Here is a 20,186-nt window from a genome sequence, read left to right as displayed (position 1 = left end):
CTGTCGCAAAGAGAAAGGGAAAGGCAATGAACATCGCGTTAAGAGACAAAATCATTCAGGTGTGTAAGAAGAAAATAGAGCAGAAAGGCGACAATGTTGGCGTGTCCTTTTATGCCTTTTTCGCTAATAAGAATGACAATCCTGAGTTATTGATGGAAGCGGCGACTTGGTGGATTCAAATTCATCAACTCGATCACTTCGAAAAAGCGACCAAGATAATTCATTTGGTCGAATCTGAAATGTAGAAAGGGGCACATAATGTGCCCCTTTTTTTCAGCCCTAAACTTAGATATTTATAATCAGAGATTAAGCTCTTGCGAACTTATAGGTACGGTAACCACCAAGTAGGTTACGTGCTTTAAATCCTGAATTGACCAGTTGACGATAAGCGACGTTACCGCGCAAGCCGACCTGACAGTAAATCACGATCTCTTTGTCTTTCGGCAGTTCATTCATACGTTGGCGAAGTTGGTCGACAGGAATATTGATTGCGCCATCAATGAAGCCGACAGATTCCAATTCTCCCGGATTACGAACATCGAGCAGAACTTGGTCCTCTGAGAGGTTGTCGATTTCATCAAAATGAATCGCTGTTGCGTCACCTTTAATGATGTTGTTCGCAACGAACGCCGCTTGGTTAATCACATCTTTCGCTGAACCATACGGTGGCGCGTAAGTGAGTTCAAGGTGTTGTAGTTGTTCTACTGTCATACCAGCACGCTGAGCGACTGCCATTACGTCGATACGTTTATCAACGCCATCTTTACCTACTGCTTGCGCACCTAAAATCTTTCCGGTTGCTGGATCAAACAACATTTTGAACGACACAGTTTCTGCGCCAGGGTAGTAACTCGCGTGGCTGGCTGTGTGGACATACACTTTTTCATAAGTGATGTTGTCACGTTTTAGCTGTTTCTCGTTTTTACCAGTAGAAGCGACGGCTAAATCAAAGATCTTGCAGATCGCCGTGCCTTGCGTACCTTGGTAAGTTTCTTGGCGACCAAGCATGTTGTCTGCAGCCATACGACCTTGACGGTTTGCCGGACCTGCCAACGGAACAAGGGTTTGTTCGCCAGTGACAAAGTCTTTCTCTTCAACCGCATCACCAACGGCATAGATAGAAGGATCGCTGGTCTGCATGTATTCGTTGGTGTAAATACCGCCTAGTGCACCAATTTGAAGACCGGCTTCTTGCGCGAGTTTTGTTTCAGGGCGTACACCAATAGCCATGATCAGGATATCGGTATCAAGCTGATCACCATTGTTTAGAGACAGCGTCAGTTTTCCTTGAAGGTGTTGGTGTGCGTCATCTTCACCCGCTTCTATGTTCGCAACAGATTGGTTCGCCACATATTCAACAGAAGATAGAGCAACGCCTAAACGCAGGTCGATGCCTTTCTCTCGGATTTCTGCATGAGCAAAGCCAGCCATTTCTCGGTCAACGGGCGTCATCACTTGATCCGCCATTTCAACCAATGTGGTTTTTACGCCAAGCTGGTGGAAGGCTTCCATCATTTCCAAACCGATGAAACCACCACCAACGACCGTAGCGTGTTCCACTTTGTTGGTTTCGATCGTCTTAATGATGCGATCCATATCTGGGATATTACGCAGCGAATGCGTCAATGGGTTATCAATACCCGGAATAGGCGGCACAACTGGACCTGCACCAGGGCTGAGTAGAAGAAAGTCGTAGCTCTCTTGGTATTCTGAACCATCAAGCAGGTTCTTAACCGTAACCGTTTTATCTTGGCGGTTAATTGAAGCCACTTCGTTCATCACACGAACATCAACATTGAAACGCGCTAAAAAGCTTTCAGGCGTTTGAAGAAGCAGTTTGCTTCGTTCTTGGATATCGCCACCAATGTGGTACGGCAAGCCACAGTTTGCAAATGACACAAATGGACCGCGTTCAAACATAATGATTTCTGCGTCTTCACTAAGACGACGAGCGCGTGCTGCTGCAGATGCACCGCCAGCAACACCACCAATAATCACGATTTTGCTCATGGATTTCTCCTACTGAATGATCGAAAACGCCTACACCTTACTTAAATAATTTAGCTGTGTCTAATGTTAATTTAACTACATTAGCATTGACTTAATAATATTAATTAGTAATATCTAATAAAACTTAACGTATTGATGAAGAGGCATAAGAATGGGCGACAGTATGCTACAAAGTGCGACCGAAGCGAGTGAGCTACTTAAAATAATGGCTCATCCAGAGCGCTTAATCGTGATGTGCAAGCTTATTGAAGGCGAAAAAGGGGTCGGTGAACTGTTTGAAGGCTCAACATTAAGCCAATCAGCCTTTTCACAACACCTCACCGTATTGAGAAAACACGACATCATCAAAGCTCGAAAGGTTTCTCAGCAGGTGTTCTATTCGATTTCTGATGAAAGAGTTGGTCCGATGATCGAGGCGTTTAACCAAGTTTTCTGTAAGCAGTAATTCAAAACTTTATGCGGGTGGTTGTTATGTTTGAAGTTCCTTGGATGTCGCTTTTGGGCGGCGTCATGGTTGGCGCATCAGCGGTAGTATTGATGCTTTTCAATGGCAAGACCGCTGGAATCAGCGGGATCTTAAATGGTGCCGTTGAGAATGCGGACCGAGTTTGGCGAATTGTCTTCTTAATTGCGATGGCATTGGGCGGTGTGTTTGCTGTTTATGCTCTTGGCGGGTATGTACCAACTGAGTACAGCGGCTCTCTTGGTTTGGTTGTCGTTGCTGGTTTACTGGTTGGGGTCGGTACACGTATCGGTAATGGTTGCACAAGTGGTCATGGCATTTGTGGGATGGGGCGTTTCTCTATCCGTTCTGTAGTCGCAACGTGTACTTTTATGGCAACAGCCATGTTAACCGTCTTACTAGTCTCGTAAGGAATAGTGTCGTTATGAAAACTCAGGTAATGAAAAGCATTAAGCAAATTTCTATCGTTGCATTTTCTGGTGCGCTCTTCGGTATTGGTATGGTGATTTCCGGTATGGCTGATCCGGCAAAAGTGATCGGCTTCCTCGATATTACCGGCGCGTGGGACCCAAGCTTAGCCTTCGTTATGGGCGGAGCACTTGCGGTGTTCGTTCCTGCTTATCTTTTATTAATAAAGCCAAGAAGCGAATCTGTGTTTGGTGATGAGATTGTCTGTCCAACTTCTAAAGCGATAGACAAAAAGTTAGTTGGCGGTGCAGCACTGTTTGGTATTGGGTGGGGCTTACTGGGTGTGTGTCCTGGACCTGCGGTTGCCAGCCTTTTTACTGGCAACACACAAGTTCTGCTATTTATTTCGGCAATGTTGGTTGGGTCATTCACCGCTAAAACAATAGTTAATCGGTAAAGAGCGAATTTCAATGCTAAAAAGAGTATTTCAACGTTAAAATGAGAGCGTCGTAGAAACTGGGCAATGGTCACTCAGCTTATAGTCGAGCACATCTTGTGTTTTGAAAACGGTTTGAACACCTGACGACGCCTTTAAATCACCACTCACTATGATGTGATCGATCACAGAGCGGAATTGGTGGGTTTTATTCGGATTACGATTAGAACGCACTTTACATTCCGCTTTGGTATTTTTGGTCACTAGCTTTGCATTGGTACTGTCCGATAGCACGTCCCATAACCAATCTCCTCGATAACCCAAATTGTGGTTAAAGTCGCCAAGCACCACATATTGTTGCTTGTTGTCCTCGCGCGCTTTTATCCATTTGGCTAGTGCCTGTCCTTGTTGTTTCACGATCTTACAATCGCGATTATTGCGATACGCACCACTGCACCCCGCTTTTAGATGTACAGAGAGTAGGTGAGTCTCGTTGTCTTGGTTTGGATTCAAGACAAGGTAGCTGGCGAAGCGGAGCTTGCTGTTGCCTCGTGTGATAGAAAAGTCTGGTTTGTCCAACACGCTCATACCATTACGTACCGCAAAACCGGTGTATTGATTGGTGTCATTGAACTGAAGGTGTCGGTTGGAGGCGTTTGAACGATCGGACAGATAAATAGTGAAATCATTGCCAACGGCTTTTTGGATTGCGGCGACACTTTCGACTTCTTGAAAAGCGAGAATATCGACTTGTGTTTTATCCACATAGTGGGTCAGTTTTTCAAAATCTTGTGGTGTTCTAGACACTTTTCCACCATCTATAGATAGCCATTCAATATTCCAGCTGGTTAATTTGACGGAATTTTGAGCAAATGAAAGAGAACTAAAAAGTAATATTACCGTAACAAAAAGTGATCGCATTTTGGTCTGTTCCACTCCTATTATTTAGCGCATTCCTTTCCATCCTTTATCCTATAAGACCTCGAAAAAAAGCAAGTGGATTTCGCTCCAATTTTGCAATTTTCACAGTTTTCTTCGCAAGTGAGATCAACGCCAATAAGATCGATTTGTTCTTGTTCGCTACCCATTTTTTATTGATCAAAATCAATGTTTTCAATTGGTGCTTCTCGTTAAATACGCCACAATATATTGTGTCAGCAGAATAAAAAATAACCCCATATAGTGTGTTTGTGGATAACTCTGTGAGTATGCTGGGGTAAGGAGAAAAAGTGAAACCAATCGTAATCAAGCGTGACGGCTCAAGAGCTCCGTTCAACAGGGATCGTATACAAGCAGCAGTAGAAGCTGCAGCGGAAAACAAAGACAAAGATGTCGCCATTTATGCACTAAATGTTGCTCTGGCAGTTGAGTTACAGCTTCAGGATCACGATGAAGTTCACATCCATGAGATTCAAGACTTAGTCGAAAATGAACTCATGCAAGGTCCTTACAAAGCCCTAGCACGTTCTTACATTGAATACCGCCACGATCGCGACATCGCTCGTGAGAAGCAAAGCGCGCTAACTCGCGAAATCGAAGGTCTGATCGAAGAAAGCAACCTAGACCTAATCAACGAGAACGCAAACAAAGACGGTAAAGTAATTCCGACTCAACGTGACTTGTTGGCTGGTATCGTTGCGAAACACTACGCGAAGACACACATCCTTCCTCGTGATGTGGTTCAAGCGCACGAAGTAGGTGACATTCACTACCACGATTTGGATTACGCTCCGTTCTTCCCAATGTTTAACTGTATGCTTATCGATCTTAAAGGCATGCTAACGCACGGCTTTAAAATGGGTAACGCTGAGATTGATACGCCAAAATCAATCTCGACTGCAACAGCAGTAACGGCACAAATCATTGCTCAAGTAGCGAGCCACATTTACGGCGGTACAACCATCAACCGTATTGATGAAGTTCTAGAACCGTACGTAATCACAAGCTACGAGAAACACCTAGAGATCGCAAAAGAGTGGAACATTGCTGAGCCAGAAGAGTTCGCAAAAGCACGCACTGAGAAAGAATGTTACGACGCATTCCAATCTCTAGAGTACGAAGTAAACACGCTACACACGGCGAACGGTCAAACACCATTCGTTACGTTTGGTTTTGGTCTTGGTACAAGCTGGGCATCACGCCTTATCCAGAAATCGATTCTGAAGAACCGTATTGCAGGTCTAGGTAAGAACCGTAAAACAGCGGTATTCCCTAAACTAGTATTCGGCATCAAAGATGGTCTGAACCACAAATCAGAAGATCCAAACTACGACATCAAGCAACTTGCGCTTGAGTGTGCGTCTAAGCGTATGTACCCAGACATTCTTAACTACGACAAAGTAGTGGAAGTAACGGGTTCATTCAAAACGCCAATGGGCTGTCGTAGCTTCCTTGGTACTTACGAAGAAAACGGCGAGCTGATTCACGAAGGTCGTAACAACCTAGGCGTAGTAAGCTTGAACCTTCCTCGTATCGCTATTCGTGCAAACGGCAGTGAAGAGAAATTCTACGAGCTTCTAAACGATCGCTTACGTCTTGCACGTAAAGCACTAGAAACACGTATCTCTCGCCTAGAAAACGTGAAAGCACGCGTTGCTCCGATCCTTTACATGGAAGGTGCGTGTGGTGTTCGCCTGAAAGCAGACGACTCAATCGCAGATATCTTCAAGAACGGTCGTGCGTCTATTTCTCTTGGTTACATCGGTGTACACGAGACAATCAACGCGCTATTCGGTACAGAAGCGCACGTTTATGATGACACTGTTCTACGTGAAAAAGCAGTAGCAATCATCAAGCACCTGAAAGACACAGTAAACGGTTGGGCAGAAGATACTGGTTACGGTTTCAGCCTATACGCAACGCCAAGTGAAAACCTATGTAGCCGTTTCTGCCGCATCGATGCGAAAGAGTTCGGTGTAATTGAAGGCGTAACAGACAAAGGTTACTACACCAACAGCTTCCACCTAGATGTTGAGAAGAAGGTGAACCCATACGACAAGATCGACTTTGAGATGCCTTACCCAGAAATCTCAAGCGGTGGCTTTATCTGTTACGGCGAGTTCCCGAACATGCAACGTAACGTTGAAGCACTAGAAAACGTATGGGATTACAGTTACACCCGCGTACCTTACTACGGTACAAACACACCAATTGATGAGTGTTACGAGTGTGGCTACAACGGTGAGTTTGACTGTACAAGTAAAGGCTTCACTTGCCCAAGCTGTGGCAACCATGATTCAACCAAAGTGTCAGTGACACGTCGTGTTTGTGGCTACCTAGGCAGCCCAGATGCACGTCCGTTTAACTTCGGTAAGCAAGAAGAAGTGAAGCGTCGAGTTAAACACCTGTAAGGTTTACTTAAGCTCAAACCCAATAATGAAAATCAACCTGTCGTGGGTTGATTTTCTTTTCTAGCCAGCAAAACAAGGCACGATTATGAACTACCACCAATATTATCCAATTGACGTTGTTAACGGACCAGGTACACGCTGCACGCTATTTGTGTCGGGCTGTGTACACCAGTGCCGCGGCTGTTATAACCAGTCGACGCAACGCTTGGATTCTGGTGTGTTTTTCACGCAAGAAGCGGAAGACAAAATCATTGCAGACCTTAACGACACGCGTATCAAACGCCGTGGTTTATCTCTGTCCGGTGGTGATCCTTTGCACCCAGCGAATGTGCCGCACATTCTTAAGCTTGTAAAACGCGTAAGAGAAGAGTGCCCAGGCAAAGATATTTGGGTTTGGACAGGTTACACGCTTGAAGAGCTGGACGATGCGCAGCGTGAAGTGACGCAATACATCGACACATTAATTGATGGCAAATACGAGCAAGATAAACGAGACCTCAATCTAGAATGGCGAGGCAGCTCGAATCAAATCATCCATCGATTCACTGAGCTTTAAGCGTTCCAACTCAAGAAAAGCCAAATATAAAAAGGGCACATTCGGATATTTCGAATGTGCCCTTTTGGTGTGAGTTCTTTTTAAGCTTTGATTGATGAAATCGTCCTGTTTTTACTTAACTCAACAACTATAGCACAACGTTTCAGTTACGCCGTCACACTGGAGTCATCATCAACCATGTTATTAATCCATCGCTTAGACTGAATTCGGTGAGTCGTTAGAATGCCTTTTACTAATTCTTCGACCAGTAGAGACATCAACACCCAATGCAGTGGTAAACCTAACACCATTCCAGTGTAGTAGGTAAGCGGTATACCAATCGCCCATTGACCAAACGTGTCGATGAAAATGCTATAGCGAATATCAGCGCCACTCTTTAATACACCTCCAATACCAACCATATTAAACACGCGCAGTATCATGCCTAATGCGAGTACCAAACATACATTTAACGCCATTTGTTTGTCTGTGAGCGGGCTCATCTCTAACAAATTCAAAATCAAAGGCGAGCAAATCCATACGACAAAGAACAAAATGGTTGCCAATACTGCGCTCGTTAATACATACCACCACGCAGTTTTTTCTACACGGTCATATTGTTGGGCTCCAATGTCATTCCCAAGCAGTACAGAAGCGGCAACAGCGAATCCCATAAAGGTTGAAATTAATACGCCTTCAATTGGTGATAGAAACGAGATAATCGCCAGTTCTGTTACGCCCAACTGACCATAAATGATGCTGTAGACAATCAAACCGCCAGTCCACAACGCATCGTGGATTAACATTGGCACTGAGACTTTGAAATATTTGTTTCGATACTTCTTTACTGTGCCTTCACGCCAATCTGAGCGAGTAGGAAGCAGATGTGAATACCGACGAAAAAAGAAGTAAACCAGCACCGCAGTTTGGAAAAAGCGTGAGATAAAAGTACCGACTGCAGCCCCAAATACACCCCATTGTGGAAATCCTAGTAAGCCAAAGATCAAAACCGCATTGAGGAAAACGTTCACGATGATAGCGGCAATACTGACGTAAGTCGGCATCTTTGCCTCACCGACGGATCTCAACACCGACTCAATAGGAACGACAACAGCCGTGCCTATCAAACTCAAGCCTGTGACGACTAAGTATTCTCTCGCATAACCAACATACTCAGGATCGTCCGCCATAAAAGAGACGATTTCTTTGTCATAAACCACGTACAGCCAAATGAATGGCAAAGTCACTATCAGCGAAATAAACCAGGATTGGGCGAGCGTTCGTCTGATTCCTGCAAGGTTTCCCGAACCATAATATTGAGAGGCTAAAACCGTTACTGCACCACACAATCCAAACACCACGGCGAGATTAAAGAAAAAGATTCGGTTACCAACACCAACCGCTGCTGTTGCAGCTTCACCTAACTGACTCACCATAAAAATATCGATGGCACCGAGTAACGAAAACAGCATGGATTGCAGCGATACAGGAACGCCGATCGCAATCAGTTTTTTCCAAAATGCTTTGTCTATGTATTGACGTGTTAAGAGCATCGCATTTCTCCTCTAAGAACAATGCGAGTAGTTTATCCGTATGATTTGGCGGTGTATTTTTCGAAGACATCCAAAAGTTTTGTCAAACTATCCAGTGTTTATCGGTGGTTTGATAGAACACGTTTGCCGTGAGTGCATTTGTGAGCCATCGAATCATGGAAGAGAAGCAAGAACGTTACACCATTTCAGAAAAGACCTATCAAGAGTTCATCGACCACACTCGCGTGCTTGCTCTTGAAGAAAGAGGCATCGTCCAATGTGGAATTGCTACTTGTCGAGAGTTCTTTTCCGTTTATCGAAAAAACCAGAAGAAACACATGTTGTTGTACACGGTTCGTGGCAAAGGCTGGTTGGAGAGCGGAGCCTGTCGTTATGAACTGGAGCCCGGATCGTTAGTGATCGTGCCAGCAGGTATCGAAAATGGCTTTGGAATGGAAGACGAAACGTGGCAAATCGCGTGGGTGTTTCTCTCACAAGACAAAGAATGGTCGATGGTGAATGAAGAGATTGAGTATCAACTTACACCAGCACCAGAAGTGATGTATTTCTGCATTCAGACTCTATTGCGAAGTATCAATCTACCTATCGATTACGGTGGTGAAGTCGGCGCACACAGTGTTGCCCAGTTAGAGCTCATGCTGAATATGCCGCACTCAGATTCCATATCACGCAACCAGTTAAAGTTGCGCCGCGTATTCGATTTGGTTCAGAGACAACTCCATAAAGAATGGACGGTAGAACAACTTGCAGCCCTGTACCCATGTTCTGAACCCCACTTGCATCGTTTGACCCAGCAGCAGTTTGGGCGAAGCCCAATGGCACACTTAACTCGTATGAGAATGGAATATGCCGCGCGTTTGTTGCGCTCAACAGAGTGGTCAATTCAGCACATCGGTGAAATAGTAGGGTACCCAACAGGCGCAAACTTCAGTACACGATTTAAAGCTTGGTCCAACATGACTCCGCGCGAATTTAGGAAAAACGGTAAGCTAGATTCAAACTTCAATGAGTGAATCGTTCTTTTTATGACCGATTGAGTTCATAAAATTCCCTAGGCACCAGAATTTTGTACTCTAATTGGCGAAATGTGTGAAAAATCATTTCGCCATTTTTAACGAAAGTGTTACCGTGAGGTTCGATACTTGAATTTCAAAGGGTTATGACTTTCATGTTTTCTAATCTACCAACTCCCGTATTAGATCCTATTTTATCTCTTTCCGTCGCATACCGCGGCGATGAACGTCCAAACAAGGTTGACCTTGGTATTGGCGTGTACAAAAACAGCGCTGGTGAAACGCCAATCATGAAAGCCATTCAAATGGCACAAGAAGTGGTTGTCGAAAGCCAAAAGACCAAATCCTACGTTGGGCTTGCAGGCTGTGAAGAATTCAACCAAAGCATGATCGATCTACTTCTGACGGGTACGTCAGCAACAGATCGTGTGGCAGCGATTCAAACGCCCGGTGCAAGCGGTGCGTTGCGTATGCTGGGTGACCTAATGAAGGTTGCACAACCAGATACGACGGTTTGGATTTCAAACCCAAGCTACGTAAACCACAAGCCAGTGATGGAAGCGGCTGGACTTAAGGTGAAGTTCTACCATTACTTCTCGCCAGAAACGAAACAAGTTGATACAGCGAAAATGCTAGAAGACCTCTCTAAAGCAGGTCCTTCTGATGTTGTGCTTCTGCATGGCTGTTGCCACAACCCAACGGGTGCAGATATTGATTTTTCTGCGTGGCAATCAATTACAGAGCTTTCGCAAAAGAACGGTTTTACCCCATTTGTGGATATTGCTTACCAAGGCTTTGGTGACGGTCTTGAGGAAGACGCAAAAGGTCTCCGCTTTATGGCTGACAACGTAGAAGAAATGCTGATCACAACCTCATGTTCTAAGAACTTTGGTTTGTACCGTGAACGTACTGGTGCTGCGATTGTGATCGGTAAAAACACGCAAGACGTGGCGAATGCAAAAGGTAAGCTTCTGACGTTAGCACGTTCAACTTACACTATGCCGCCAGATCACGGTGCAGCATTGGTGAAAACCATTCTTCAAGATGCCAACCTTACTTCAGTTTGGAAACAAGAATTGAACGAAATGCAGCAACGCTTGCTGAATCTTCGTCAAACTTTGTGTAACGAATTGAGAAACAACCATAATACAGATCAATTTGATTTCATCGAGAGCCACAAAGGCATGTTTACTGTGCTAGGCTTTAGTGAAAACCAAATGGCGCAACTGCGTGAAGATTATGGTATTTATGGTGTCGGTGATGGTCGTATTAACATCGCTGGTTTGACCGAAACTCATATTCCTTACGTTGCTGACGCGATCCAAAAAGTATCTCAACGTTAATTGGGAGAGTTAATGAAGAACTGGAAACTGATTCTGCCGCTAATGATGAGCGGCGGTCTTATTGCTTGTACATCTACACCGACAACCACTGAGCCTGCTGAGCCAGAAACGCCAGTTGTGGAGCAACCGGTAGAGAAGCCGGACGTAAAACCTGAAATCGAGCCAAAACCTGAGGTGAAACCGGAGCAAAAACCGGAAACAAAACCTGAGAAAAAGCCGGAGCCAAAACCAGAAAAGCCAGCTAAGGTTCAAAAAACACCTGATGGCATGCTGGTCCTTGGTGCAGAAGAATGGGTTTACGTACCAGCGATTGACCGCACATTTAAAGCTCGCATTGATACAGGAGCAACAACGTCTTCTATCAGCGCAACCGAAGTGGTTCCGTTCGAGCGTGATGGTAAAGATTGGGTTCAGTTCAAAATCGATATCAATGGTAAAGCAAGTAAAGAATTTAAACTTCCAGTAGAGCGTTGGGCAAAGATACGTCAGTCTTCTTCGGAAGATGTTGATAAACGTCCAGTTGTTGTTGCTTACATCCAGGTAGGCGACCTAAAAGAGCAAACCGAGTTTACTCTAACAGAGCGTGGACATATGAAGTTTCCGATGCTCTTAGGACGCAGCTTTTTCAGAGATGTCGCTGTTGTGGATGTATCAAAAAAATACGTTCAAAACAAACCAAGCGGTAAGTAGTTCATCGTTTGGAAACTGAAACAAAAAAAGCCTCTCAACTGAGAGGCTTTCTTAATTTTTTCAATAAGTTAACCGAGTTTTAGTTCGCTTGGTTAACCTGTAGAAGTTAGTAAGCGAAACGCGCTGACAACACAAGTTGTTGACCGTAAGTACCGTTATCTTTCAAATCAGCACCTAAAGATAACTGTTGAGTCGAATGGAACCTTGCACCAAGGTTGTAAATCGTTTTTGAATCATCATTATCGATTAATTGGCCAATTCGACCGTGCAATTCGATGTTCTGCATAAACCAAACGCGAGTACCGATGTTAACTTCGGTCTTCCATTCGTCACCGACAAGATCACCACTGTCTTTTTTAATGTTGTGAACCAGCATTTGACCATAGATATCAGCAAACTGACCTGCCGGACCATTAAAGCCGATACCACCGGCGATGTCCCAGTCACCACTGAACTCACTGTCTGCGCGTCCAATAAAATGCGTGTTTTCTGTAAAATATGTTGTGACTTCGCCGCCAAACGTGCCTGGGCTTGTACCCATGCGGAATTCCATCATGTTGTAATTGAAATTGTTAGCGTGTGCGGCAAGTGGCAAAACAGCGCACAAACCAAAGGTTGCTACCTTTAGAGCTTTACCTAGCATGGGTGTCTCCGGCAAAAAATAATACGAACGAAAAAAAGGTCTGCAAAATGCAGACCAAGATTTACAAAATATCATTATAGGTGTTTCCCGTCACCCTATGCACTAGGACAAAGTGCGCATGATCAATGTTTTATTGCCCAAATTGGCGTTGAAAGGGCAGAACTACATCACAACTAAATGTTCGACTTCGATTTCCGGTTTGCTTCCGCCTTCAAACTCACCGAATAGACGTACTTTTGTCGTTTGGTCAATAGGAGTTGTTAGTCGAATATCATCATCCAATTCAACCATGATTTCGCCAGAGCCATCGCTGAAGATAAATTGGTCAGCACGAGTTTGACGTAGTAGATTGCCTTCTACGACAACGTCTTTCTCTGTAAACATGCTTGATTCTTTGATCAACGCATCTACCTTTTCTACCGTTACAGGTCCATTAAATTGGATGCTTGATTGACCGTGGTTGTGGTCTTTAGCCATTGCAACAGTAGGAGCGATAGCAAGTGCAACGATAGTAGCGATTACAGTATTTTTCATAATTTGGTTTCTCTATATAGGTGTTCGTTTTTGATGGTGCTATTAAAACAAACCGTATTTGAACCATTACTGATTCGAACATTCATATTCGATTCATTTTCTTGAGTCCGATACTGAGATAACGTTATGATTGTTCACCTTCTTTTTTCTCTTATTAAACGTTCATGAAATCACCAATCCCTTCATTAATGGTACAAGGCACGACTTCTGATGCCGGAAAAAGCGTCCTTGTGGCAGGTTTATGCCGTGTACTAGCCCGTAGAGGGATAAAGGTTGCCCCATTCAAGCCACAGAACATGGCCTTAAATAGTGCAGTAACCAAAGATGGTGGGGAGATTGGGCGTGCTCAAGCAGTGCAAGCGCAAGCGTGTAATGTCGAACCAACCGTTCACATGAACCCAGTGCTAATCAAACCGAACAGCGATACAGGTGCACAGATCATCTTACAAGGTAAAGCTTTGTCGAACATGGATGCTGTCGGATTTCATGATTACAAAAAAGTGGCAATGGGAACCGTATTGGACTCATTTTCAAAACTGGTGGATGAATACCAATCCGTCATGATTGAAGGAGCAGGCAGTCCGGCAGAGATTAACTTAAGAGAAAATGACATCGCCAACATGGGCTTCGCAGAAGAAGCCGACGTACCCGTTATTATTATCGCGGATATCGACCGTGGTGGTGTGTTTGCCCATCTGTATGGGACGCTAGCGTTACTATCCAAATCTGAACAAGCTCGCGTCAAAGGCTTTGTGATTAATCGCTTCCGTGGCGACATCAGCTTGCTTGAATCTGGTCTTGATTGGCTAGAAGAGAAAACGGGCAAGCCTGTACTGGGTGTATTGCCGTATCTTCACGGGCTAAACCTCGAAGCAGAAGATGCAATTACGGCACAGCAAGAGCTGTCTTCACAAGTGAAACTCAATGTTGTGGTACCAGTATTAACCCGCATTAGTAATCACACCGATTTTGATGTGTTGCGTCTTAATCCAGACATTAACCTTCGCTACGTTGGCAAGGGCGAAAAGATCGACAAAGCCGACCTCGTGATCTTGCCGGGTACTAAGTCAGTTCGAGACGATTTGGATTATCTACGTAGCCAAGGCTGGGATAAAGACATTCAACGTCACATCCGTCTGGGTGGCAAAGTCATTGGCATTTGTGGTGGTTACCAGATGCTTGGCAACGTAATTGACGACCCAAATGGCGTAGAGGGTCAGTCTGGTCGTAGTGAAGGTCTTGGTTTGTTAGACATCACTACAACTCTAACCGACAGTAAACAGTTAACGCATACACAAGCGCAGCTTTGCCTAAACGGTAAGACAGCAGACGTGAAAGGCTATGAGATTCACGTTGGTCGAACTGAAGTTAAGAGTGCTCAACCTCTCAAGTTAAATTCTGGGGAGGCAGAAGGATCGCTGAGTGAATGTGGCCAAATTATGGGAACTTACCTACACGGGTTCTTCGATGAGGCAGACGTGTTGAGCTTGGTTTCAGAGTGGGTAAACGGCACTCAAATAAAACAACAAGACTTTGAAGAGTTAAAAGAACAGGGCATTAATCGCATTGCGGATGCGATAGAACAACATATGAATCTTGACTTTCTGTTCAAATAAAACCAGTTTTTAACTGTTTGAAGCACAAATAAAAGTGGACAGATAGCTCCACAGTTTCAACTTCTGCCTGCCTAGAACCGGAGTGTTTTTATGAAAGCATGGAAAATACATGCTTGCCTAATGGCAATATTGAGCGTTTCATCAGCAGCAAACGCAGCAACTGAATTAAAAGTCTACGCAGCTTCGTCAATGACCAACGCGGTCAACGATATTGCACAACAATTCGAGACAAAGTATGACGTAACGGTCACGCCTGTTTATGGGGGTTCTTCGTCTATCGCTCGCCAGATTTTAAACGGCGCACCTGCAGATATTTTTATCTCGGCAAACACTAAGTGGATGGATTACTTAGTAAAATCAAAAGCAGTAAAAAATGACAGTGTCACTAATTTAGTGCGAAATAGCCTAGTTTTGATTGCACCAAAAGCCTCAACAATCGAGCCTTTTGATTTTTCAGATGCAAAAGCATGGAACCAAGCATTAGAAGGTAATCGTCTTGCTTTGGGTAACCCTGTATCTGTTCCTGCCGGCATGTACGCGAAAGAATCGCTCACCAACCTTGGTGTTTGGAAGAAACTAGAACGCCAAATTGCACCTGCAAAGAACGTTCGTTTAGCTTTAGCGCTTGTTGAACGCGGCGAAGCCCCATTGGGCGTGGTGTATAAGACGGACGCACTTTTAACAGATAAAGTAAAAGTGGTGGGCGAGTTTGCAAATGACACTCACGCGGACATCATTTACCCAGCAGCGATTGTTAAAGACTCTACGCAATCCGAGCAATTCTTCGAATATTTGAAATCGGACGATGCTAAAAAAGTGTTTGCACAATACGGTTTTCAATAAAAAGGGCACAGAGTGACAGAACTTGAATACCAAGCCTTAATACTGAGCCTTAAAGTTGGAGCATATGCTGTCCTATGGTTGATTCCTTTGGGAATTGCTCTTGCTTGGTTACTTTCACGAAAAGAGTTTATCGGGAAGTCTATTCTAGACAGCTTGATCCATCTGCCATTGGTTTTACCGCCAGTGGTAATTGGTTATCTATTGCTGATCTCGCTTGGTCGTCAAGGCTTTTTGGGGAATTGGCTATATGAACATTTTGGTTTGGTATTTAGCTTCAACTGGAAGGGAGCGGTGGTTGCTTGTGTTGTTGTAGCTCTACCTTTGATGGTGCGTTCCGTCCGTCTGAGTTTAGATAATGTTGACCCGAAACTTGAACATGCCGCATCGACGTTAGGCGCATCACCTTTGAAGGTGTTTTTTACGATCACATTGCCTTTAACCATTCCTGGAATTATTACCGGAACGATGTTGTCTTTTGCCCGTAGCCTTGGTGAATTTGGTGCCACAATCAGCTTTGTTTCTAACATACCAGGCGAAACCCAAACCATTCCTTTGGCGATGTACAACTTCATAGAAACGCCAGGAGCAGAGATAGAAGCTGCTCGTTTGTGCGTTATTTCCATTGCTTTAGCACTGTCGACCTTAATGATCTCTGAATGGTTAAATCGTAAAGCGGCTTCACGTCTGGGAGCTAAGCGATGAGTATCAAAATTCAATTTAAACAATTACTTGGCGAAACTGACTTTGACATTGACCTAACGTTACCGGGTAACGGAATAAGTGCCTTATTTGGTCGCTCAGGAGCAGGAAAAACAACGTTAATCAATGTGATTAGCGGATTGGTCACACCCCAACAAGGCAAAGTGTTCATTGGGGAACATGTTCTTTTCGATAGCGATGTTGGCATTAATTTACCCACGCATAAACGCAGAATCGGTTATGTCTTCCAAGACTCGCGTTTATTCCCGCATTACTCCGTGAAAGGCAATTTACTCTACGGTGTCGTGGAAAAAGATGAAGATTATTTTGATAAGGTGACAGAACTGCTCGCTATTAAGCCGCTACTGAAACGCTTTCCAATCTCTTTATCCGGTGGTGAAAAGCAACGTGTCGCTATTGCAAGAGCACTTCTTTCCAAGCCTAATCTACTTTTGATGGATGAACCTTTGGCGTCTCTAGATATGCCGCGTAAGCGTGAAGTAATGCCATTTTTGGAAGAGCTGTCTGAGCAAGTCAATATTCCAATCGTATACGTTACGCATAGCTTGCAAGAAATCTTACGTTTAGCGCAGCACCTGTCGATTCTAGACAAGGGGCGAATCATGACGTCTGGCAAGTTAGAAGATGTGTGGGCATCTCATGCCATGCGCCCTTGGCAGTCGTTTTCAGACCACAGTAGTTTGTTTGAAGGAAAGATCGCAACGCATCATGATAAGTACGCATTGACGTGTGTAAAACTCGCGCCATGTGCTTGTTTGTGGGTTCAAAAGGTGGATGGTGAACCTGATACGCCAATTCGTCTTCAAGTGCGTGCGAACGATGTTTCTATTGCATTAGAGAAACCTGTTGGCACCTCTATTCGTAACGTATTGGCAGCAACAGTCGCTTCCATAGAAGAGCTGAATACAGGTGAAGACAAGCAAAGTATTACCGTTTCGCTCAAACTAGATGAAGAGTGCCATTTGTGGGCAACGATTACGCCATGGGCATTGGACGATTTGAACCTAAAAGTCGGCGATGCCGTCTACGCTCAGATAAAAGGCGTAAGTGTTACACAACGAGATATTGCGTTAGCTCATCACTGATTACCAGAACCTCAAATACACAAAAGGCCGCAGATGCGGCCTTTATTTTGAAGAGTTTCGTAATTACTTCACGAATACTTCTTTGAATTCACGTTTAAGAAGAGGATCGCGACGTGCTTTCTTAAGTTGCTTAACCATGTCTTTCACGCAGTTGTGTAGAACATTGTCTAGCAGTTGAGCACGGTAGTCTTCTTTGTCTTCATCTGTCATGTTTTCTGGCAGATTTAGTGTCGGGAATTCTTCCATTACATTTAGGCCAGCAAAAGCTTGACCAACAGATACTAGAGCGTGGAATTGCTCGAAGTTGTCCAGAATGTTTTGTGCACTCGCTGGCATTTCATCCCAAGATGCACGAACAGCTTCTTCAGACACTTCATGGATAGAGGTAACCATCTCGAACATTTGCTCAGGAACTTCGTCAAACTCGATAACTTTGCGCAGTTCTGGAGAAATAGTTTCTAGATCGATTTTTTTACTTTCGTTGTTAGTTGCTTCTGACATGGTAAGTCCTGTTAGTACATAAGTGCGCACATTACTTTTAGTGCATAGTGTAACCAGATCACAGTGGCTCTCGTTACAAAAGGCGGGAATATTAATACCAAATGCATCAAATAGCTACCATAAGAACTATTTGATTACGTGACCGTTCAACAAAAAAATATAGCACTAAATTTGTCGCGTAATGCAACAAGTCTGTGAGTATGATATATGTTTAATAAAGACTGATAAAAGAATGGAACGCGCTATGCAACCGACAGGGACATCGATGCGCATTCTGTTAGTTGATGATGTTCAACTAGACCGAATGCAGTTGGCTATCCGATTAAAACAACAAGGTCATATAGTTAAAGCCGTTGGAAGCGGGCTAGAAGCACTCAATACCTATGAAAGCTTCGACCCAGAGCTCGTATTGCTCGACATTGCGATGCCCGACATGAATGGCTTCGAAGTATCGCTTCATATCAGAGAAACCTTCCCGGATTGGATTCCTATTATCTTCTTAAGTAGCCATGAAGAGCCAGAAATGATCGCGAAAGCGATAGAGGCGGGTGGTGATGACTATTTGATAAAGCCGGTCGACAAATTGGTGCTCAATTCCAAACTTATGGCAATGCAGCGTATTGCCCACATGCGTCGTGAATTGAAGCAAGCAACCGCGCAACTTGAAGAAATGAATTCACGTCTGCAGCAACAGGCGAACGAAGATGGTTTAACAAAGCTGTATAATCGACGCTATATCGATCATAAACTTGAAACCATGATCGCGTGGCATGGTCGCCATCATATGCCGATGGCGTTAATGCTTCTCGATGTAGACTTCTTTAAGCCATTTAATGACAACTACGGTCATATAGAAGGGGATCGATGCTTACAAGCAATCGCAAACCAACTCAAAGCGACATTCTGCCGTTCAGGAGAATATGTAGGTCGTTACGGCGGTGAAGAGTTTGTCATTTTACTGAGTAGTACAGACGCCCAGACCGCAGAAAGAGAGGCGGAGCGAATCCAAGAAGCGATGTACTTCTTAGATTACCCACATGCATACTCTAGCGTTGCAAATAGAGTGACAGTGTCACAGGGTGTGTTTGCATTTCAGCCAACAGGTAAGGATAATGTCGCTGAATTATATGCGACTGCAGATAGAGCACTTTACACATCAAAGTCGCTAGGTCGCAATACGTATACTGTAGTAAATGCAAGTTAAATCAATGCGATAGAATGAGATACACACTAGTGACGCTGTCACTCTATTTCGACTGTCACTTATTTCGACTGTTACTTTTGCAAATTCAGCGCAAGTACAGCAAACCTTACAAAAAGAGTTTGAGCGTAACTTCGCAATTGGCATCGTCTTATCCGATAGTGATGTGTTTACGTTAGGATTTCACGATTTTGACCCAAACAAATACCTAAATATCGACAATGAGGATATTGGTACCCAAGATTCGATTGATTTGAGAAAACAGGTCGCAATTTCGACGCTACCTTATCACCTTTCACTGACTGACAAAGAACAAACGAAGGCTCGATACAACTTAAAAGGCAGGTTGTACGCACTCAGTATTGATCAAGATGTCACGGTAAACGATGATAAAAGACCTGACCGAAACAAAGAATTGATTCTTGGCGCGTACAATGAACTCCAACGTCAAGACACTCTCTCTGAACACCTCACGCTAAGCACCGCAGCAGGTGCCCATTTTATGTATTATCGCAACGACTATGATTACCGTAGCGATGCTCTCGATAACTTGAAGCCCTATCTAGAAGGCATTTACCTCAATACCGATGCGTGGGCATTGGTTGGTGAAGTTAATGCTGAGCTCAAATACTTAGAAAATGAAAAGTGGGGGAAATGGTACGTTTGGTCTTCGCCGCATTATTTTTACGGTGCAGGCTGGGGCGAAGGTAATAATGGCGATGTGGGTAACCCTGAGGGCTGGTACTGGGTCAATGGCGTAAAGCTTTTCTATGATTTTACTAAGGTAGGTCGCACGGTTCAGTCTGTTTATACAAGCTTCAATCGAGTAGACGTAGGTGGCGATACCAGTAAACCGATGAATACTTCACACTATTATGAAGCAAGCGTCGGCTGGTTGATGACACCGCCATTCAAATCCGATTGGATTGACAATGTCGGACTAGGTCTGACGATCAACTACGGCAGCGCACTCAAAGGCGGCAGTTTGGTTTTGTTCTTTAATCAAGAGTAGAGTCAGTCTATCTCTCTCGGTTGAATTTTGTTCGGATGAGGGACGCCTAGTCAAAATTATTTTAGGCGAGGCAAGGACTGTGTCGTTTAGCCTTCCAAACAAATACTGCTTAATAAACCAGCATAAAACCGCTTGAAAACGCAACCGCTCCTAGGCATAAAGAAAACATTTGCATTTATTTCTTCTCCAAGCCAAAATCGCGCCCCATTTTGCTTAATAGGAACATAAGC

General features: G+C 44.2%; 21 protein-coding genes. 15 read left to right on the top strand and 6 right to left on the bottom strand.

The genetic code is table 11. The features are described from left to right. Positions 1 to 26: 26 nt before the first annotated feature. Positions 27 to 245 carry a DUF6500 family protein gene (locus AACR11_RS16340; protein ID WP_029789318.1) on the top strand — a complete coding sequence of 73 codons (219 nt, stop codon included), beginning with the start codon at positions 27 to 29 and terminating at the stop codon, positions 243 to 245. Between the two features lie 61 nt (positions 246 to 306). Here the strand turns inward: AACR11_RS16340 and AACR11_RS16335 are convergent, their stop codons facing one another. Then, positions 307 to 2,010, bottom strand: a complete 1,704-nt coding sequence (locus tag AACR11_RS16335) for an FAD-dependent oxidoreductase (RefSeq protein WP_029789319.1) — start codon at positions 2,008 to 2,010, stop codon at positions 307 to 309. A 151-nt stretch (positions 2,011 to 2,161) separates the two neighbouring features. Between AACR11_RS16335 and AACR11_RS16330 the strand changes: the two genes are divergently transcribed. The 3 genes from AACR11_RS16330 to AACR11_RS16320 are packed head-to-tail and all read left to right on the top strand — an operon-like array spanning position 2,162 to position 3,338. Further along, positions 2,162 to 2,455: an ArsR/SmtB family transcription factor gene (locus tag AACR11_RS16330; protein ID WP_029789320.1), complete on the top strand. Its 294-nt coding sequence runs from the start codon at positions 2,162 to 2,164 to the stop codon at positions 2,453 to 2,455. A 26-nt stretch (positions 2,456 to 2,481) separates the two neighbouring features. Further along, positions 2,482 to 2,883, top strand: coding sequence for a YeeE/YedE family protein (locus tag AACR11_RS16325; RefSeq protein ID WP_005446896.1), 402 nt, complete (start codon positions 2,482 to 2,484; stop codon positions 2,881 to 2,883). Positions 2,884 to 2,897: 14 nt separating this feature from the next. Next, positions 2,898 to 3,338, top strand: a complete 441-nt coding sequence (locus AACR11_RS16320) for a YeeE/YedE family protein (protein WP_029789322.1) — start codon at positions 2,898 to 2,900, stop codon at positions 3,336 to 3,338. A gap of 36 nt (positions 3,339 to 3,374) precedes the next feature. Here the strand turns inward: AACR11_RS16320 and AACR11_RS16315 are convergent, their stop codons facing one another. After that, positions 3,375 to 4,238 carry an endonuclease/exonuclease/phosphatase family protein gene (locus AACR11_RS16315; protein WP_005446894.1) on the bottom strand — a complete coding sequence of 288 codons (864 nt, stop codon included), beginning with the start codon at positions 4,236 to 4,238 and terminating at the stop codon, positions 3,375 to 3,377. Positions 4,239 to 4,546: 308 nt separating this feature from the next. On the opposite strand from AACR11_RS16315, the gene nrdD reads away from it, so the two are divergent. Further along, positions 4,547 to 6,667: an anaerobic ribonucleoside-triphosphate reductase gene (nrdD, locus tag AACR11_RS16310; protein WP_029789323.1), complete on the top strand. Its 2,121-nt coding sequence runs from the start codon at positions 4,547 to 4,549 to the stop codon at positions 6,665 to 6,667. A gap of 85 nt (positions 6,668 to 6,752) precedes the next feature. Beyond that, positions 6,753 to 7,223 carry an anaerobic ribonucleoside-triphosphate reductase-activating protein gene (gene nrdG, locus AACR11_RS16305; protein WP_005435220.1) on the top strand — a complete coding sequence of 157 codons (471 nt, stop codon included), beginning with the start codon at positions 6,753 to 6,755 and terminating at the stop codon, positions 7,221 to 7,223. Between the two features lie 146 nt (positions 7,224 to 7,369). On the opposite strand, the gene AACR11_RS16300 is transcribed toward nrdG, so the two are convergent. After that, complete coding sequence (locus AACR11_RS16300) at positions 7,370 to 8,755, bottom strand: MATE family efflux transporter (RefSeq protein ID WP_029789324.1); 1,386 nt, start codon at positions 8,753 to 8,755, stop codon at positions 7,370 to 7,372. A 155-nt stretch (positions 8,756 to 8,910) separates the two neighbouring features. Here AACR11_RS16300 and AACR11_RS16295 point away from each other — a divergent pair, with 155 nt between their 5' ends. From AACR11_RS16295 to AACR11_RS16285, 3 genes are all read left to right on the top strand, one after another. Further along, positions 8,911 to 9,768, top strand: coding sequence for an AraC family transcriptional regulator (locus tag AACR11_RS16295; protein ID WP_029789325.1), 858 nt, complete (start codon positions 8,911 to 8,913; stop codon positions 9,766 to 9,768). 155 nt (positions 9,769 to 9,923) lie between these two features. Beyond that, positions 9,924 to 11,111, top strand: coding sequence for an amino acid aminotransferase (locus tag AACR11_RS16290; protein WP_029789326.1), 1,188 nt, complete (start codon positions 9,924 to 9,926; stop codon positions 11,109 to 11,111). Positions 11,112 to 11,123: 12 nt separating this feature from the next. Next, on the top strand, positions 11,124 to 11,801 hold the full coding sequence (locus AACR11_RS16285; RefSeq protein WP_005446888.1) for a putative ATP-dependent zinc protease: 678 nt from the start codon (positions 11,124 to 11,126) through the stop codon (positions 11,799 to 11,801). Positions 11,802 to 11,907: 106 nt separating this feature from the next. On the opposite strand, the gene AACR11_RS16280 is transcribed toward AACR11_RS16285, so the two are convergent. Continuing rightward, the gene (locus AACR11_RS16280) at positions 11,908 to 12,444 is read right to left on the bottom strand and encodes a hypothetical protein (RefSeq protein ID WP_005446887.1); all 537 of its coding nucleotides are present in this window, start codon (positions 12,442 to 12,444) and stop codon (positions 11,908 to 11,910) included. A 162-nt stretch (positions 12,445 to 12,606) separates the two neighbouring features. Next, the gene (locus AACR11_RS16275) at positions 12,607 to 12,978 is read right to left on the bottom strand and encodes a YgiW/YdeI family stress tolerance OB fold protein (RefSeq protein WP_029789327.1); all 372 of its coding nucleotides are present in this window, start codon (positions 12,976 to 12,978) and stop codon (positions 12,607 to 12,609) included. 164 nt (positions 12,979 to 13,142) lie between these two features. Between AACR11_RS16275 and AACR11_RS16270 the strand changes: the two genes are divergently transcribed. The 4 genes from AACR11_RS16270 (at position 13,143) to modC (ending at position 17,242) form a co-directional block, all read left to right on the top strand. Further along, the gene (locus AACR11_RS16270) at positions 13,143 to 14,594 is read left to right on the top strand and encodes a cobyric acid synthase (RefSeq protein WP_029789328.1); all 1,452 of its coding nucleotides are present in this window, start codon (positions 13,143 to 13,145) and stop codon (positions 14,592 to 14,594) included. A gap of 90 nt (positions 14,595 to 14,684) precedes the next feature. Next, on the top strand, positions 14,685 to 15,437 hold the full coding sequence (gene modA / locus AACR11_RS16265) for a molybdate ABC transporter substrate-binding protein (RefSeq protein WP_029789329.1): 753 nt from the start codon (positions 14,685 to 14,687) through the stop codon (positions 15,435 to 15,437). 12 nt (positions 15,438 to 15,449) lie between these two features. After that, a complete protein-coding gene (gene modB / locus AACR11_RS16260; protein WP_005446883.1) occupies positions 15,450 to 16,139 on the top strand; it encodes a molybdate ABC transporter permease subunit in 690 nt (229 codons plus the stop codon). Then, entirely contained in the window at positions 16,136 to 17,242 is a 1,107-nt protein-coding gene (gene modC / locus AACR11_RS16255; RefSeq protein ID WP_029789330.1) for a molybdenum ABC transporter ATP-binding protein ModC, read from the top strand. Before modB ends, modC begins: the two co-directional genes overlap by 4 nt. A 63-nt stretch (positions 17,243 to 17,305) precedes the next feature. Here the strand turns inward: modC and AACR11_RS16250 are convergent, their stop codons facing one another. Further along, complete coding sequence (locus AACR11_RS16250) at positions 17,306 to 17,743, bottom strand: DUF3069 domain-containing protein (protein ID WP_005446880.1); 438 nt, start codon at positions 17,741 to 17,743, stop codon at positions 17,306 to 17,308. A 244-nt stretch (positions 17,744 to 17,987) separates the two neighbouring features. Here AACR11_RS16250 and AACR11_RS16245 point away from each other — a divergent pair, with 244 nt between their 5' ends. Together AACR11_RS16245 and AACR11_RS16240 are read left to right on the top strand one after the other, a co-directional pair. Next, the gene (locus AACR11_RS16245) at positions 17,988 to 18,947 is read left to right on the top strand and encodes a diguanylate cyclase (protein ID WP_029789331.1); all 960 of its coding nucleotides are present in this window, start codon (positions 17,988 to 17,990) and stop codon (positions 18,945 to 18,947) included. Between the two features lie 52 nt (positions 18,948 to 18,999). Further along, the gene (locus AACR11_RS16240) at positions 19,000 to 19,956 is read left to right on the top strand and encodes a Solitary outer membrane autotransporter beta-barrel domain (protein WP_114145652.1); all 957 of its coding nucleotides are present in this window, start codon (positions 19,000 to 19,002) and stop codon (positions 19,954 to 19,956) included. Positions 19,957 to 20,186: the final 230 nt, after the last annotated feature.

The organism is Vibrio sp. L85, assembly GCF_963871815.1.
Taxonomy (GTDB): Bacteria; Pseudomonadota; Gammaproteobacteria; order Enterobacterales; family Vibrionaceae; genus Vibrio; species Vibrio harveyi.
Note: the sequence above shows the minus strand (reverse complement) of the source record. Positions and strands in the feature narration are given on the sequence as shown.

Bases quoted from the DNA above. Each gene is read 5' to 3' on its own strand.
- AACR11_RS16340 (WP_029789318.1), top strand. From the start codon at position 27: ATGAACATCGCGTTAAGAGACAAAATCATTCAGGTGTGTAAGAAGAAA.
- AACR11_RS16335 (WP_029789319.1), bottom strand. From the start codon at position 2,010: ATGAGCAAAATCGTGATTATTGGTGGTGTTGCTGGCGGTGCATCTGCA.
- AACR11_RS16330 (WP_029789320.1), top strand. From the start codon at position 2,162: ATGGGCGACAGTATGCTACAAAGTGCGACCGAAGCGAGTGAGCTACTT.
- AACR11_RS16325 (WP_005446896.1), top strand. From the start codon at position 2,482: ATGTTTGAAGTTCCTTGGATGTCGCTTTTGGGCGGCGTCATGGTTGGC.
- AACR11_RS16320 (WP_029789322.1), top strand. From the start codon at position 2,898: ATGAAAACTCAGGTAATGAAAAGCATTAAGCAAATTTCTATCGTTGCA.
- AACR11_RS16315 (WP_005446894.1), bottom strand. From the start codon at position 4,238: ATGCGATCACTTTTTGTTACGGTAATATTACTTTTTAGTTCTCTTTCA.
- nrdG (WP_005435220.1), top strand. From the start codon at position 6,753: ATGAACTACCACCAATATTATCCAATTGACGTTGTTAACGGACCAGGT.
- AACR11_RS16300 (WP_029789324.1), bottom strand. From the start codon at position 8,755: ATGCTCTTAACACGTCAATACATAGACAAAGCATTTTGGAAAAAACTG.
- AACR11_RS16295 (WP_029789325.1), top strand. From the start codon at position 8,911: ATGGAAGAGAAGCAAGAACGTTACACCATTTCAGAAAAGACCTATCAA.
- AACR11_RS16290 (WP_029789326.1), top strand. From the start codon at position 9,924: ATGTTTTCTAATCTACCAACTCCCGTATTAGATCCTATTTTATCTCTT.
- AACR11_RS16285 (WP_005446888.1), top strand. From the start codon at position 11,124: ATGAAGAACTGGAAACTGATTCTGCCGCTAATGATGAGCGGCGGTCTT.
- AACR11_RS16280 (WP_005446887.1), bottom strand. From the start codon at position 12,444: ATGCTAGGTAAAGCTCTAAAGGTAGCAACCTTTGGTTTGTGCGCTGTT.
- AACR11_RS16275 (WP_029789327.1), bottom strand. From the start codon at position 12,978: ATGAAAAATACTGTAATCGCTACTATCGTTGCACTTGCTATCGCTCCT.
- AACR11_RS16270 (WP_029789328.1), top strand. From the start codon at position 13,143: ATGAAATCACCAATCCCTTCATTAATGGTACAAGGCACGACTTCTGAT.
- modA (WP_029789329.1), top strand. From the start codon at position 14,685: ATGAAAGCATGGAAAATACATGCTTGCCTAATGGCAATATTGAGCGTT.
- modC (WP_029789330.1), top strand. From the start codon at position 16,136: ATGAGTATCAAAATTCAATTTAAACAATTACTTGGCGAAACTGACTTT.
- AACR11_RS16250 (WP_005446880.1), bottom strand. From the start codon at position 17,743: ATGTCAGAAGCAACTAACAACGAAAGTAAAAAAATCGATCTAGAAACT.
- AACR11_RS16245 (WP_029789331.1), top strand. From the start codon at position 17,988: ATGCAACCGACAGGGACATCGATGCGCATTCTGTTAGTTGATGATGTT.